This window comes from Pseudarthrobacter sp. W1I19 (assembly GCF_030817835.1).
GTDB lineage: Bacteria > Actinomycetota > Actinomycetes > Actinomycetales > Micrococcaceae > Arthrobacter.
Genome location: NZ_JAUSZR010000001.1, coordinates 178030 through 192832, shown reverse-complemented (window position 1 = coordinate 192832; position 14803 = coordinate 178030). Strand labels below are relative to the sequence as shown.

General features: G+C 66.3%; 12 protein-coding genes. 8 read left to right on the top strand and 4 right to left on the bottom strand.

The features are described from left to right. Positions 1–17: 17 nt before the first annotated feature. Entirely contained in the window at positions 18–1148 is a 1131-nt protein-coding gene (locus QF038_RS00850) for a Gfo/Idh/MocA family protein (RefSeq protein ID WP_307613368.1), read from the top strand. Continuing rightward, positions 1148–1897 carry a ThuA domain-containing protein gene (locus tag QF038_RS00845; RefSeq protein WP_307607817.1) on the top strand — a complete coding sequence of 250 codons (750 nt, stop codon included), beginning with the start codon at positions 1148–1150 and terminating at the stop codon, positions 1895–1897. Before QF038_RS00850 ends, QF038_RS00845 begins: the two co-directional genes overlap by 1 nt. Before the next feature lie 46 nt (positions 1898–1943). On the opposite strand, the gene QF038_RS00840 is transcribed toward QF038_RS00845, so the two are convergent. Genes QF038_RS00840 through QF038_RS00825 form a run of 4 tightly spaced genes read right to left on the bottom strand, consistent with a single transcriptional unit; the run spans position 1944 to position 7808 of the window. After that, positions 1944–3875 carry a DUF2264 domain-containing protein gene (locus tag QF038_RS00840; RefSeq protein ID WP_307607815.1) on the bottom strand — a complete coding sequence of 644 codons (1932 nt, stop codon included), beginning with the start codon at positions 3873–3875 and terminating at the stop codon, positions 1944–1946. Between the two features lie 38 nt (positions 3876–3913). Next, positions 3914–4651, bottom strand: a complete 738-nt coding sequence (locus QF038_RS00835) for a ThuA domain-containing protein (RefSeq protein ID WP_307607813.1) — start codon at positions 4649–4651, stop codon at positions 3914–3916. Then, positions 4648–5799 carry a LacI family DNA-binding transcriptional regulator gene (locus QF038_RS00830; RefSeq protein WP_307607811.1) on the bottom strand — a complete coding sequence of 384 codons (1152 nt, stop codon included), beginning with the start codon at positions 5797–5799 and terminating at the stop codon, positions 4648–4650. Before QF038_RS00830 ends, QF038_RS00835 begins: the two co-directional genes overlap by 4 nt. Continuing rightward, the gene (locus QF038_RS00825) at positions 5796–7808 is read right to left on the bottom strand and encodes a heparinase II/III family protein (RefSeq protein ID WP_307607809.1); all 2013 of its coding nucleotides are present in this window, start codon (positions 7806–7808) and stop codon (positions 5796–5798) included. The genes QF038_RS00830 and QF038_RS00825 overlap by 4 nt, the downstream gene beginning before the upstream one ends. Positions 7809–7967: 159 nt before the next feature. On the opposite strand from QF038_RS00825, the gene QF038_RS00820 reads away from it, so the two are divergent. The 6 genes from QF038_RS00820 to QF038_RS00795 all read left to right on the top strand — a co-directional run bounded on the left by QF038_RS00820 (position 7968) and on the right by QF038_RS00795 (position 14767). Beyond that, the gene (locus QF038_RS00820; protein ID WP_307607807.1) at positions 7968–8981 is read left to right on the top strand and encodes a hydroxyacid dehydrogenase; all 1014 of its coding nucleotides are present in this window, start codon (positions 7968–7970) and stop codon (positions 8979–8981) included. 55 nt (positions 8982–9036) lie between these two features. Beyond that, positions 9037–10317 carry an ABC transporter substrate-binding protein gene (locus QF038_RS00815; RefSeq protein ID WP_307607805.1) on the top strand — a complete coding sequence of 427 codons (1281 nt, stop codon included), beginning with the start codon at positions 9037–9039 and terminating at the stop codon, positions 10315–10317. Positions 10318–10423: 106 nt separating this feature from the next. Beyond that, on the top strand, positions 10424–11350 hold the full coding sequence (locus tag QF038_RS00810; RefSeq protein WP_307607802.1) for a carbohydrate ABC transporter permease: 927 nt from the start codon (positions 10424–10426) through the stop codon (positions 11348–11350). After that, positions 11350–12282 carry a carbohydrate ABC transporter permease gene (locus QF038_RS00805; protein ID WP_307607800.1) on the top strand — a complete coding sequence of 311 codons (933 nt, stop codon included), beginning with the start codon at positions 11350–11352 and terminating at the stop codon, positions 12280–12282. Before QF038_RS00810 ends, QF038_RS00805 begins: the two co-directional genes overlap by 1 nt. Then, positions 12279–13019, top strand: coding sequence for a hypothetical protein (locus QF038_RS00800; protein WP_307607798.1), 741 nt, complete (start codon positions 12279–12281; stop codon positions 13017–13019). Before QF038_RS00805 ends, QF038_RS00800 begins: the two co-directional genes overlap by 4 nt. After that, the gene (locus tag QF038_RS00795) at positions 13016–14767 is read left to right on the top strand and encodes a beta-galactosidase family protein (RefSeq protein WP_307607796.1); all 1752 of its coding nucleotides are present in this window, start codon (positions 13016–13018) and stop codon (positions 14765–14767) included. The genes QF038_RS00800 and QF038_RS00795 overlap by 4 nt, the downstream gene beginning before the upstream one ends. Positions 14768–14803 lie beyond the last annotated feature (36 nt).

Genomic DNA, 14803 nt, shown 5'->3' with positions numbered 1-14803 from the left:
AGGACCCTCTTTTGAACATCGAGCAGCAGTCCTCAGCGCAGCCCGCCGCTCTCCCGGAGGCACCTCCGGCGCAGGAGCTGCGGGTGGGCGTGGTCGGCATCGGCTGGGCCGGCCAGCAGCACCTGAAGGCCTATAAAGCCCTGGACGGCGTGAGCATCGTTTCGCTGGCCGGAATGGAGCAGGAACTCCGCGGCTCATTGCAGGCCGAATACTCCATTCCCCACGCCTTCGCGGACTGGAAAGACATGCTCGAGCACGGCGGCCTGGACGCCATCAGCGTGGCTGTACCTACCTTCCTGCACGCCCCCATCGCCGTCGCCGCTTTGGAACGCGGCATCCACGTGCTGAGCGAGAAGCCCATCGCGCGCAACGCCGCCGAAGGCGAGGCAATGGTGGATGCGGCACGCAAGGCCGGGCGCGTTTTGGACGTGGCCTTCAACCACCGCCGCCGTGGCGATATCCAGGCCCTCAAGGGTGTTATCGACGACGGCGGCCTGGGCCGCCCTTACTACGCCAAGGCCTCCTGGCTGCGCCGCTCCGGCATCCCCACCCTGGGCAGCTGGTTCACCAACCCGGAACTCGCCGGCGGCGGACCGCTGGCGGACATCGGCGTCCACGCGCTGGACTACGCGCTGCACCTGCTCGGCGAACCGAAGGTGGTGGCGGTCTCGGCAGCCACCCACTCCGAGCTGGGCCCGCAGGGGCGCGGGGGTGGAAAAGAGTACTCGGCCCTCGCCTCCAGCCACGCCTTCGACGTCGAAGACTTCGCCACGGCGTTCCTCCGGCTTGAGGGCGGCGGAACCCTGCTGATCGAGGCAAGCTGGGCCACCTACCGGGAAACGGACGACCTCCTGGACTTCACGATTTACGGAACCGACGGCGGCGCCGAGCTGAAGGTGCAGGGCGCGCCCTTCCCGCCCGTCGGCCAGCTACGGGTGTTCACGGACAAGGACGGCGAAAGCGCCGATTACGTCCCGCCGGTTCTGCCGGGCCGCGCCCATGATGCAGTGGTGGAAGACTTCGTCACGGCGGTGCGCGGCGGCGAGGCGGTCTGGGGCGAACATGACGGCTCCCTGGCTCTTTACCGGGCACAGATCATCGACGCGTGCTACCAGTCAGCGCTGGAGCAGAAGGAGGTTCGACTCTAATGAACGAAAAACTGCGGATCCGGGTGTGGAACGAGGGCGTCCACGAGGCCATCAACGAGCCGTCCCACATCGGCGAGATCTACCCTGACGGCATCCACGGCGCCATCGCCGCGGGCCTTCGCTCCTACTACCCCGAGGCGGACATTACGACGGCGGTCCTCGCCACGGACGATGAGCACGGCCTGGACGAGGAGGTGCTCGCCGAGACGGACGTCCTGCTCTGGTGGGGACACATGGCCCACCACGAGGTAAGCGACGCCGTCGTCGAACGCGTCCACCGGCATGTCCTGGGCGGCATGGGGCTGATCGTGCTCCACTCGGGGCACTTCGCCAAGGTCTTCACCAGGCTGCTGGGCACCAGCTGCTCGCTGGCGTGGCGGAACGACGGCGAGCGTGAGCTGGTGTGGACCGTCAAGCCCTCGCACCCCATCGCCGAAGGCGTGGACAGCCCCATCGTGATCCCCGAGCAGGAGATGTACGGGGAGCTGTTCGACATCCCGGACCCGGACGACCTGATCTTCATCAGCTCCTTCGCCGGCGGCGAGGTGTTCCGCTCCGGCGTCACCTTCACCCGGGGCAAGGGCCGCATCTTCTACTTCAGCCCCGGCGACCAGGAGTACCCGGTGTACCACCACCCGCAGATCCAGCAGGTCCTGGCCAACGGTGTGAAGTGGGCCGCCCAGCCCGGACTGCACCGCGCGGCCCCGGAAGTCACCAACCCGACGAGGGAGTGGTTCGCGGGAGCCTAGGAGTTTTTGTCCCCCCTATGCAGACTTCCGAGGCCTTTAAGTCGGCTTAGCTGGACAAAAACTCCAGCGCTGCGGCGAGGGTGAGCGCGGTGCCGTCAGGGAATTCGAACCGGGCCGCGCCGCAGTCCTGCCCAGCCGGGACAAAACGAACGTGGGTGTCCGCGCTCCCCTCGCCGGCGAGGATCACGACGGCGGCATAGTCGCCGTCGTGCGCCGCGCCTGAGGTGCCAATCCAGGGAATGGTCAGCTGCTCCCCCATGGGGTGCGGTTCGTCCCGGCGCCAGGTGCCGGCGTCGTCCAAGGGCGAGCTGAAGCCAGCCACGGGACGTATCTCGCTGACCATCCCAGATTCCGCGTCCACGGGCCAACCGCCCATGCGGAGTGTGGCTGCCGGTGCCGACGCGGCGCCGCGCACCCGGACCAGCCGCAGCTCCGCCGCCCCGCGGGTCGCCGATACCACTGTCACCTCCGGTCCCGGCGTCGCGGTTCCCTTGGCGCCGCTGCCGTGGTCCGGCCCGGCGTTGGGGTCAACGGCAATCCAGTTCACGGTTCCGCGGGAAACACCCACCAGCACGCCGTCCAGGTCCTGCTGCCCGAGGTACTCAAAGCCCGTCCGGTGCGTGGGCTTGCCGTCGCCGTCCACCAGGACGACGGCGTTGTCCAGGGACTCCGGCTCAAGGTCCGGGAAGGTGGAGGTGGAGTAGCCGAGCCGGGCGTAGAGGGGTGAATCGGCCACCGCCACTCCAGCGTTGGCGTGGTCCGTGCCGTGGTTGCGGATCCGGACCACGCCGTCGGCAACAGTGCCGTCCACCTGCCAACCAGGTGCCGCCAGCAATCGGTGGGTGTCACTGACTTCTACCGGAAGCGGCTCCTCCACGGCGGTCCAGGCGGGATGGTCGGCGGGCAGGGCAAGGCCCAGCATGCCCTTGGCCGCCCAGTAGGGTGAGCCGGCGCCCGAATAGGACTGCTTCATCCCCGGAAACTCACCATGGAAGCCGATGGAGAGCAGCCCGTCATCCGTGATGGAGCCCCGCTTGACGAAATAGTCCAGGATTCCGGAGGCGGCCCGCCTGCTGAGGCCCGGGCTGAGGCGGCTGTGGCCGGAGAGTTCGCCCACCCAGAACGGGGCCGCGGCGGCGAAGCGGTAGATGAGGCTCCGGCCCTGGATCAGCGGGGCGCCGTTCGCTCCCACCAGGTGCACGGCGTCATCGAGGAAATCCGCCAGCCGGTCGCCGTCGAGCTTTGCCCTGGCCTTGACCCGCGGATCCTCCGGCGCCATCAGCTCCCACAGCTGCGGGTAGACCTGGAAGGCCCAGCCCACGTAGTGGTCGTAGGCGCGTTCGGGCCCGTCCGCAAACCAGCCGTGACGCCGGTAAAGGGAGTCATGGATGGCCAGGCCCGCGTCGATGTCCTCGTCGGAATACTTACCGCCGACGGAGGCCAGGAAGGTTTCCACCACAATCTGGAACCAGACCCAGTTGATGGGCGGATATTCTTCCCCGATCACGGTCTCGAACCAGGCAATCAGCTGCTCCTGCACCCGTTGCGGGAGCTTGTCCCACAGGACCTCCCGGGTCAATGCCAGGCCAGCGGCCAGGGACGCCGCCTCCACCTTCGCCTGGCCGAGCTCGCCGGGCGTGGGCCAGCGGTCCTGGTTTGCCGGGTTGGTTCCGGCGTCCAGGCCCCGGGCATACCACTCCGCAATCCAGCCGGTGCCTTCCGGATCCCCTTTGATGCGGAAGGAGGCCAGCAGGAAGGTCCGGGCGAAGGCTTCAAGCGAGTCGCTCCGGGGACCGTAAGAACTGTTGGCTCCGGGCAGGTGGAGATTGGCGTGGTCATCGGTGGCGTGGCGGTGGGCCGAGCGCAGCAGGTAGTCGGCGTAGGCGCACCAGTGGTCCCGGGTCAGGCCGGTGTAGGGCGAGAGCCGGCGGTCCAGCGGCGGCAAGGCCAGGGAAACGGGAGGAGCTGTGGTTGGCATGGATTCCTCAGGTATCAGGGGCAGTGGGGCTTGGGGATTCAGGCTGTGAGCCAGGCCAGGGCGCGGCGGAGCAATTCGAGGTGTTCGGCCGCTCCGTAGGACGCAGCGTCGTGGCCCAGGGCGTCGTAGAAGGTCCGGCCGGCCGTCTCAAGGCCTGATGCAGAGCGCTCAAAGGACCACATCACGGGGTGCTCCACGCCGTCATGGGTGTGGGTGGCATGGACCGTAATGCCCGGAGCGGTCCGCAGCCAGCTGTACCGCTCATCCGGGAGCTTGAAGTCGCCAATCCCGGCAACGAGCGGTCCGGAGCCGGGGAGGATGTGAATGGCGGCCGGCCCATACTCGGGATGCATGGACTGGCCCCGCACCCACCGGCCGCCCAACCCGGCTTCCCACGCTGGCAGGTCAACAAAGCTGGTGGAGCTGACGTGGCTGGCCAGCAAAGGACGGGTTGAATTGAGCCAGCGGGTCAGCCCGGCTCCGGCGCCAGGGGTACCGGGGGACGGCTGCCCATCACGGGGCAGGCCAACGTTAACCACCAGGAGGTCCGGCAAGGCGGATTCATCGGCGGCCTCAAGACCCGCCAGGGCGGCGTCCACGTCAGCGGGAATGTCGACGTCGTAACCCGCCTCCCGCAGCAGGCCTGCCAAAGCCGCGGAAGTCTCACCGAACGGATGCCAGGGGTCGCCGTAGCGGCCGACGCCGCTGAGCAGCAGCGCTGTCGGCTGCGGGGCCGCACCGGGTGAGGCGGATTCCGGCACCTGTCCCGCCGTCACAGGGATTCCTGCAGCACGTCGGCGTTGGGCACGCGCGGCGCACCAATGGAGGATTCGCGCAGGATCAACTCCGGGTTCAGCTCGATCCGGTGCACCGGCCGCATCCTGCCCTCGGCCAGGCGGGCCGCCATCAGCTGCACTGCCACCTTCCCCACGTACTGTTTGGGCGGCCGCACGGCGGAGATGGCGGGCTCGGCGAGGTAGGCCACCTCGTCGTCGTACCCCACAATGGCCATGTCCCCGGGCACCGAGCGTCCCCGGTCCACGCAGTGCTGCACAAAAGCCACCGCCTGGGTGTCGGAATGGACCAGCATGGCGGTGGTCCCGGTTTTTTCGCACAGTTCCAGGACGTGGTCGAAGTGCTTGGCGCGTTCCCCGTTCTCCTGTTTGGCCGAGTCCTCGTGGACGGATCCCTCCAGCGGGATCTTCAGGGCAGCGAGGGCCTGCCGCCACCCGCGCACCACATGCGGGCTGGTGGGACTGGAGGAGTCGGTGAGGCAGCCGATCCGCCGGTGCCCCTCCTGCCACAGGTGCCGGACGGCCATGCCGGCGCCGAACGCATGGTCTGTGGCCACCCACTCCAGCCGGTGGGCGGGGATTTCGATCGGCGACCGGCGTTCTGCCAGCACCACCGGAATGGGCAGTGCGTTGAGCCAGCGCAACAGCTCCTGGCCCTGGTCCCCGGTCATGTCCGGCGCCACGATCAGCCCGTCCACGTTCTGGTTGTCCAGCAGCGCCTGCACCTGCCGGCGGTTGTCCGCGGCGTCATAGGCGGAACCGCGCACCATGATCCGCAGGTTCTGTTCCTCCGCCTCAGCGCGCGCCCCGCTGATGACCTGCGGCCAGTAGTAGTCCAGCGACGGCACCACCATGCCGATGGCATAGCTGTGCGGCTGGGGCCGGCCCGCCGCCGCTGAGCGGTCCAGCCTGCTGGGCAGCGTCGCTCCGCCATGGACGCGGGACACCAGACCTTCATCCGCCAGGAGGTTGACGTCGCGCCGGATGGTCAGCTCGCTGACTCCCAGTTTGGCGGCAATGTCCCGGACCGTGATGGCGCCGTGGGCCCGCAGTTCCTCCATCAGCCGTTCCCTCCGCTGGAGCGAAAAGAGGGCCTTGCCGGCTGTTTCGTGCGGTTGTTCAGGGCTCATGGCGTGGCCTCCACGGTGAGGGTGAATGCGCCGGCGGCGCTGGGATGGTCAGCGTTTGTTGAGTGCGGGGGCAGGTCCGCGGCGGGCAGACGGAAGCGCAGGCGGGTGAGCTTGGCGCCCCAGATGTCCGCGAGAAGGGGATCGTCCAGCAGCCACTCGTCAACGAGGACGACGGCGGCGGCCGGCTCCCAGCGCAGGACGGCTCCGCGACTGGTCTCGGCGGCGGGGATGCCCGCGGGCCGGACCGTGGCCGTGCCATGCCCCACGGTGACGGTGCCGGCGGCAAGGTAGGTGATGTCGACGTCGGACGTTCCGCTTTCCGGCGGACGGCCAAGATCCCAGCAGTCCTCAACAATCGCCTTTCGGGTTTTCCTGTCCAGCGATGCGGTGCGGACCCACTGGTCCGGACGGAAACCGTAGGCGGCGCCGAGCGCCAGCTGCAGCGTGGGGTCCGTGGGATCGGGAGCGTTCAACACCTCGGCCGCAAACTCTGCGCCGGTGCCCTGCTCCAGGCCAAAAGGTGCCGGAACGCTGTGCCAGGCACTCTGCATGGCCCGGATGTCGTAGCGGTCCGGGCCGAAGGTTTTTGCCGTGTAGGTGGGCTGGCCGGCGTCAACCAGCAGCGGAACTCCGTCAACCGCAACCACCACCGAACCCACATCGCGGTGGTTGTGGTGTTCGCCGTTGTGTCCGCCCTTGGCCGCCAGGAACAGGCCCTTTTCGGTGCCACCCTGCTCGCGCGCCGCCATGATCTGCACGGACGGCAGGTAGGTGAAGGGAACCAGCGGCGGGTGTGTAGGCGTGGGAGCATCGGCGGCGTTCAGGAGTGAGTGGAGGACCCGGCCCAGGCCTGCCGCCGCCTCCGGCCCGGCCTGCACACAAGCCGCGGCATGCCGTGCGGCGTCCCGGTCACCCAGGCGCACTGCCCAGCGGTGCAGCATGTCCCACGGCAGCGCCTTGGCTGCGCGGGCAGGACCGTCGGCGACGTTCAGGAACCAGTCCCCGCCGATGTGCATCCGGTGCGGGAAGGCCACCAGTTCGCGGATCACCGGAAGGTCCGCGTCGAGCGCACCGCCGGTGGCATCCTCCAGCAGGGCAAGCCCTTCGAGCATCCTCCCGGCCCCGTTCCACCAGTAGGCGAAGCCCTCATCGATCGCACCGTCCGCCGGCAGGGAGCTCAGGAAGCGGTCCAGCCCCTCGATGCAGCGGGTCACTGTTCGAGCCTGTTCGTTTGGATCGTCGAGAAGGAAAATCGCGGCCGCGAGCAGGTTGGAGTGGATCCAGGGGTTCCAGTTGTGGACGTTGCCGTCCAGCCCCAGCCAATGCCAGTCAAGGCGCTCCAGGAAGGGGTGGATCACACGTTCCGCGGTCTCCTCCCGGATGCGGCGCCGCAGGCCGGGAGCCCTGATGTCCAGGCGGTCGCCCAGGAGGTGGTCCAGCCAGGCAAGCTGGGCTGCAACCTCCCCTGCTCCCAGGTCCAGGTACGGCCGGGATTTGCGCGGCACCACCTCCCCGGAGCGGGAAAAAACGTCATCGTGCGCGGCCCAGCTCCAGGAGCTTTGCTCGCACAGGAGGTACGCCCCGTCGATCACTTCGTCGAGCCAGTCGGACGCTTCCCTGTCCGCATCCGCAGCCGGGGTGGGGTCCGCGTCCGCCAGCCTGTGTGTGTCCGGGAGCAAACACATCACTGCCGCCCGGGTGAGCCGCTGCTGGCGTGCCGCGACCAGTCCTTCGTAAGCGGCGCGGTTCCCGTCCCGGAAGTAGCGGGCGTAGTGCGAGACAAGGGGCTGCGGCCAGGGAGTGCCCCGCTCTTCGCATGCCTGCCGGTGCAGTGCCGAAAGTGTATCAGCGGGAACTTTTTCCCATGCCCCCTCCCCTGCCGGCCGCACGCGGATGCGCTCGCCGGCACCACGAAGCAATCCGGCCAGTTCAGGCGGCGCGGCCTTGCTGCTCCAGGCAGCGGCCAGGGGCGTTTCCCGGGTGGCCGTGGTCGGGATGTTGGAGGTCATCGACTTCTTCCATTTGTTCGAGTGTGAACGTTTTAGAACGAGTAGGAACAGCTTGAATGAACCTTCTTGTTTATGAGTATCTACTGAATGTTCAATGTGATGCAAGACATGATTCAGCCCCGACGGGTTAGACCACAGAATGCGAAAGGAGGATCCCTGATGTCACGAAAGCCCAAGGCGCTGCTGGTCATGAACAGTGGAACCTTTGCCGATCAATTTGATTCCACCCGGCTGGAACGCCTGGGAAAAGTTGTTGATCTCGGTGCGAACCCCTGGACCGCGTCACTGGATGGCCCGGAGCTCGCGGACCGGCTCTCCGACGTCGAAATCCTCCTCACCAGCTGGGGGGTACCCCGCCTTGACGCCGCCCGCCTGGAGCGGATGCCCAAGCTCCGGGCAGTGTTCCATTGCGCGGGCACGGTCCGCAGCTTCGTCAGCGAGGAGCTGTGGGAACGCGGCATCCTGGTCACCAACGGTGCGGACGCCAACGCCATCCCGGTGGCCGAGTTCACTTTCGCCTCCATCGTCCTGGCTGGCAAGAAGGCGCACGTACTGTCCAACGATGCGCGCAACTTCCGCGAGGACTGGAGCTACACCACCCAGCGTGGCGAACTGGGAAACATCGGCCGGGTGGTGGGCGTCATCGGGTTCTCCCGCATCGGACGCCGGGTGGTCCAGCTGGTGCAACAGCTGCAGGACGTGACGTGCCTGGTCAGCGATCCGCACGCCGATCCCAGGGCAGTGGCAGCGGCCGGCGGACGCCTTGTTCCGCTGGCGGAGCTGCTGCCGGCCTCGGACATCGTCACGGTCCACGCGCCCGCCCTGCCCGAAACCCGGCACCTGATCGGGGCACGGGAACTGCAGGCCATGAAGGACCACGCCACCCTGATCAACACCGCCCGCGGTTCACTCGTGGACACCACGGCGTTGGAAGCAGAATGCGCCACCGGCCGCATCGTGGCACTGCTGGACGTCACCGAACCGGAGCCGTTACCCGCGGATTCAAAGCTCTACGACCTTCCCAACGTCATCATCACCCCGCACATCGCCGGCTCACTGGGCACCGAAACCCGCAGGATGTCCGATGCCGCGCTGGACGACCTCGAACGGTACCTCTCAGGCCGGGACCTCCAGGCCCAAGTGCTCCACGAGGACCTCTCGCTCAGCGCCTGACCAAAGAACACCGCCGCCGCTACGGCAAAATTGAAACCCTACAAAGGAGATCGCAATGAAGCGCACAACCCTCGCCGCCATCGCCCTGGCCGTGACCGCCGGGCTTGGCCTGACCGGTTGCGCAGGTGCCGCAGGCCCCGCCGAACCCCAAAGCCAGGACGGTAAGACCCGCCTGACGGTGTCCGTCTGGAATTATGAAGGCACTCCCGAGTTCAAGGCACTCTTTGATGCGTATGAGGCCGCCAATCCGAAGGTGGACATCGAGCCGGTGGACATCCTCGCCGATGACTACCCGCAGAAAGTCACCACCATGCTGGCCGGCGGCGACACTACAGACGTCCTCACCATGAAGAACGTCATCGACTACGCCCGGTACGCCAACAACGGCCAGCTGCAGGAAATCAACAGCGTGGTGGACAAGGTGGGCAAGGACAACCTCGCCGGCATCGATGCCTTTGACATCGACGGCAAGTACTTCGCCGCCCCCTACCGGCAGGACTTCTGGCTGCTGTACTACAACAAGGACCTGTTCAAGGCCGCCGGAATCGACGACCCCAAGGACCTGACCTGGGAGAAGTACACCGAGATCGCCAAGAAGCTCAGCTCCGAGGCCGGCGGCAAGAAGGTCTACGGCACCTACCACCACATCTGGCGCTCCACGGTCCAGGCCATCGCCGCCGCGCAGAATGATGCCGACCAGAACAGCGGCGACTACAGCTTCATGGAGGACCAGTACAACACCACCCTGGACCTGCAGAAGAGCGGCGCAACCCTGGACTTCGGCACGGCCAAGAGCCAGAAGACCAGCTACCGCACCATGTTTGAATCCGGCCAGGCCGCCATGATGCCCATGGGCACCTGGTACATCGCCGGCGTCCTGCAGGCCAAGAAGGACGGCAAGACCAACGTCAACTGGGGCCTGGCACCGCTGCCGCAGAAGGATTCGAACGGCAAGGTGACCACGTTCGGCTCCCCCACAGCCTTCGCCGTGAACAAGAACGCATCCCACTCCGACGAGGCCAAAAAGTTCATCGAATGGGCCGCCGGCGAGGAAGGCGCAAAGGCCATTTCCAAGATCGGTGTTGTCCCTGCCCTGCAGAACGAGTCCGTCACTGCTGAATACTTCAAGCTGGATGGCCTGCCCGCCGACGAACTGTCCAAGAAGGCCTTCACCCCGGACGAAACCGCCCTCGAAATGCCGGTCAGCGACAAGTCGGCAGCCACGGACAAGGTCCTCAACCAGGAACATGACCTGATCATGGTCGGCGAGCGCTCTGTCTCCGACGGCATCGCCGAGATGGGCAAGCGCGTCAACAGCGAAGTCCTCGGCAAGTAGCACACTCCGGTTCCGGTGCTGCATCCCAGGGCGCAGCACCGGAACAGCATCTGAACTCTCCTGATCCTGAAACGGAGGAACGCTTCCAGCCCCGGGAGCGGTCATCATGACTACAGAAACCATCACCCAGGCGCCTGTCCCAGTGCACAGCCGCGGAAACCGCAAGCAGGCGCGGCGAAATACCCTGATTGGCTGGACGTTCATCCTGCCGAACTTCCTGGGTTTCCTGGCCTTTACGCTCATTCCCGTTCTCGCAGCGTTCGCCCTCTCCTTTATGGAATGGGCCTCGTTCACGGCTCCGAAGTGGGTGGGGCTGGCCAACTTCCAGCGCATGCTGGCCAGTGACACCTTCTGGGTGGCGCTGCGGAACACCATGGCCTACGCCCTGGGCCACGTGCCCCTCACCATGGCCCTTGCCTTGCTCCTGGCCATGCTGCTGAACCGCAAGCTCAAGGGCATCGGCTTCTTCCGGGTGGCCATCTTCTTCCCCTACATCACCTCGCTGGTGGCCGTCGCCGTCGTCTGGAACATGCTCTTCAGCCCGGACAGCGGCCCCATCAACCAGTTCCTGCACTCGATCGGCATCGCCGAGGCCCCCGGCTGGACGTCCAGTTCTGACTGGGCGATGCCTGCCGTCATCATCACCAGCGTCTGGCGGGACATGGGCTACTACATGGTCCTCTACCTGGCCGGCCTGCAGGCCATCCCCAGCGAGCTCTACGAAGCGGCCGAAGTGGACGGTGCCAGCGCCTGGCAGCGTTTCTGGAACGTGACCATCCCGTCCCTGCGGCCCACCACCTTCTTCGTAGTGGTGATGCTGACAGTTTCAAGCTTCAAGGTCTTCGACCTCATCGTAGTCATGACCAACGGCGGCCCGGGCCGCTCCACCACGGTGCTGTCCCAGCTCATTTACCAGGAGGGCATCGGCGAAGGGAAATTCGGCTACTCGTCCGCCATCTCGCTGGTACTGTTCCTCATCGTCCTGACGGTCACCGTCGTGCAGTTCAAGATCCAACAGCGGAGGGAACGCTGATGACCAACATGGCCGAAGACCTCAAGGCCGAGGCACAATTCGCCGGAACCGGCCTGGCATCCGCTCCGGAAGACCGCCGTCGTTCAGAGCGCAAACGCTCCACACGCGAACGCAAGGCACGCACCACGGACACCGTAATCTACGCCGTGCTGGCCGTGCTGGTGGTTGCACTGATGGTCCCGTTCATCTGGATGGTGTCCTCGTCGCTCAAGGAGAACAACCAGGTCCTCACGGTTCCCATCCAGTGGATCCCCACCGAGTTTGTGTGGAGCAACTACACAGACATCTGGACCCGGATTCCCATGATGGGGTATCTGCAGAACTCGCTGTACCTGGCCGTCATCATCACCTGCCTGCAGGTGCTCACTGGCTCGCTGGCCGCGTACGGGTTCTCAAAGGTCCGCTTCCCGGGCCGCGACGTCCTGTTCCTGGCCTACATCGGCACCATCGCCGTCCCGTGGCAGGCCTACATGGTGCCGCAGTACATCATGATGCAGAACCTGGGCCTGACCAACAGCTTCAACGCCCTGATCCTGCTGCAGGCGTTCGGCGCGTTCGGGGTGTTCCTGATGCGCCAGTACTACATGACCATCCCGGACGAACTGTGTGAAGCGGCCCGTATCGACGGCCTGAGCGAGTACGGCATCTGGGCCCGCGTGATCCTGCCGCTGTCCAAGCCGGCCCTGGCCAGCCTGGCGCTGCTGACGTTCGTGAACACCTGGAACGACTACATGGGCCCGTTCATCTACCTCACGTCCAACCGCCTGTGGACCGTCCAGCTGGGGCTTCGCTCCTTTGTGGGCCAGTTCGACGCCGAGTACGCCATGATCATGACCGGCTCAGTGATCTCGGTGATCCCCATCCTGATCATCTTCCTGCTGGGCCAGCGCTACTTCATCCAGGGCATCGCCACGAGCGGCATGAAAGGATGAGCGCCGTGGCACAGCACCCATCCCGGCGGCGCGGCCTTGCCGGGCGCATCCCCAGCCCGGGGTTCGAAACGTTCGGCGGCATCTTCGGCTTCGTCTACACCTTCCTGGCCAGCAACGTGTTGATGGCGCTGGCCAACGCTCCGCTGGTGCTGTGCCTTGCCCTGGTGGCGGACCCCATCGCCGCCTGGCCGTTCTTCCTGGCACTCTGCGTGACAGTGCCGCCGTCGCTCGCGGGCCTTTTCGCCGCCTTCCAGGCATTGAACGACGACGGAACTGCGGTTAAGCCGGTCGCCTCCTTCCTGCGGGGCTACCGGCGCGGTTTCCGGCGGACGGCCCCGGTGGGCCTGGCCGCCGTCGCGGCGCTGCTGTTCCTCGGCGTGGACCTCGCAATTGTCCAGTCGCTGCCCGCCGGTGCCGTGCTGGTTCCCGTCATTGTGGTGGCGGCGGCCGTCGTGGTGAGCGTGGCGGTGCTGTCCGTCGCCGGGGCCGTGCTGCTTCCGGACGCCCGGCTCAAGAGCCTGGCGAAGGCGTCCCTCTACCTTTGCGTCCAGCGCTGGTACCTCAGCCTGGCAATGCTGGTGCTGCTCGGCATTATCGCCTCGGCCGCGCTCCTCCAGCCGGTCCTGGGCGTTGCCCTGGCGCCGGCGCCCCTGCTGTTTGTGGTCTGGAGCAACGCGGCGTACGCGTTCCACACGGTGCTGGGCGGACGCCAAACAACCCCGGAGGAATCTCCTTGAACACCTTCGCCATTGGCGACCGCGACTTCCTGCTGGACGGGGAGCCCTTCCGTATCCTCTCCGGCGCCATCCACTACTTCCGGGTCCACCCCGACCAGTGGGCCGACCGGATCCACAAGGCCCGGCTCATGGGGCTGAACACCATCGAGACGTACGTCCCGTGGAACGAACACTCCCCCACCCCAGGGGCTTTCCGTACTGACGGCGGCCTTGACCTTGGCCGTTTCCTTGACCTGGTGGCAGCCGAAGGAATGCGGGCCATCGTCCGGCCGGGCCCCTACATCTGCGCCGAGTGGGACAACGGCGGATTACCGGCATGGCTGTTCAGTGATCCCACAGCGGGTGTGCGCAGCAGCGAACCTGCTTACCTTGCCGCCGTCGACTCCTTCCTCGGCAGCCTGCTGCCCATCGTCGTCGAACGCCAAATCACCCGGGGCGGACCAGTCATCCTGTTCCAGATCGAGAACGAGTACGGCGCGTACGGAAAGGACAAGGCGTATCTCCAGCATCTGGTGGACGTTGCGAAACGCGCCGGCGTGGACGTCCCGCTCTTCACCTGCGACCAGCCCTTCGGCACCATGATCGAGGACGGCTCGCTGCCGGAGCTGCACAAGACCGGAACGTTCGGTTCCCGCGCCGCCGAACGCCTGGCGTTCCTCCGCGAACACCAGCCCACGGGGCCGCTGATGTGCGCGGAGTTCTGGAACGGCTGGTTCGATAACTGGGGCACCCACCATCACACCACCGATGCCGCCGCCGCCGCAGCCGAGCTCGACGCCCTGCTGACTGCCGGAGCCTCCGTCAACATTTACATGTTCCACGGCGGCACCAACTTCGGCTTCACCAACGGCGCCAATGACAAGGGCATTTACGAGCCCACCATCACGTCCTACGACTACGACGCACCGCTGAGCGAGGATGGCTTCCCCACCGACAAGTACTTTGCCTTCCGGGATGTCATCGCCCGGCATTTTGACGTACCGGGCGAGGTTCCTGCGCGCCGGGACGAGGCAGTGGAGTGCACCGTGTCCGTGGTGTCCTCTGTGCCCCTGCTGAAGGCCGTGGGGTCTTTGGGCAGCCCGTTGACGGTCCCCGGAACCCTGCCCGTCAGCGAGGCCACCGGACAATACCGCGGGTTCCAGTTGTATGAACGGCAGGTGCCCGACGGCGGCGTCCTCACCTTTGCCGAAATCCGCGACCGCGCGCAGTTCTTCCTGGACGGATTCCCCGTGGGGATCCTGAGCCGTGAACTCGGCGAACGCTCGATCTTCCTTCCGAGGGGCGGACTGCTGCAGATACTGGTGGAGGACCAGGGCCGGGTCAATTACGGGCCACGGATCGGCGAAGCGAAGGGGCTGATCGGGCCGGCACTGTTGAATGGCGTGGAGGTCCTGGACTGGACTATCCGGCCGCTGGATGTGGGTTCGCTCGATGTTTTCCGTCGTGCCGCCAACGAACTGCCGGACAATGGAGGAGTGGCCGGCCCCTCGATGTCCTTCGCCTACTTCACCGCCGACGGACCCGGTGACCGGTACCTCCGGCTGGACGGCTGGACCAAGGGCAATGCCTTCATCAACGGTTTCAACCTGGGCCGCTACTGGAGCCGCGGACCGCAACGTACGCTCTACGTGCCGGGCCCGCTGATCCGCGAAGGCGTCAACGAACTGGCCATTCTTGAATTGCAGGGCAGCTCGACCCGTCAGGTGAGTTTCGCGGCCGGGCCCGACCTGGGTCCGGACGAGAAGTAGGCGGTCTACCACCCTGCCTTCCGCCCGTAGCCGCTC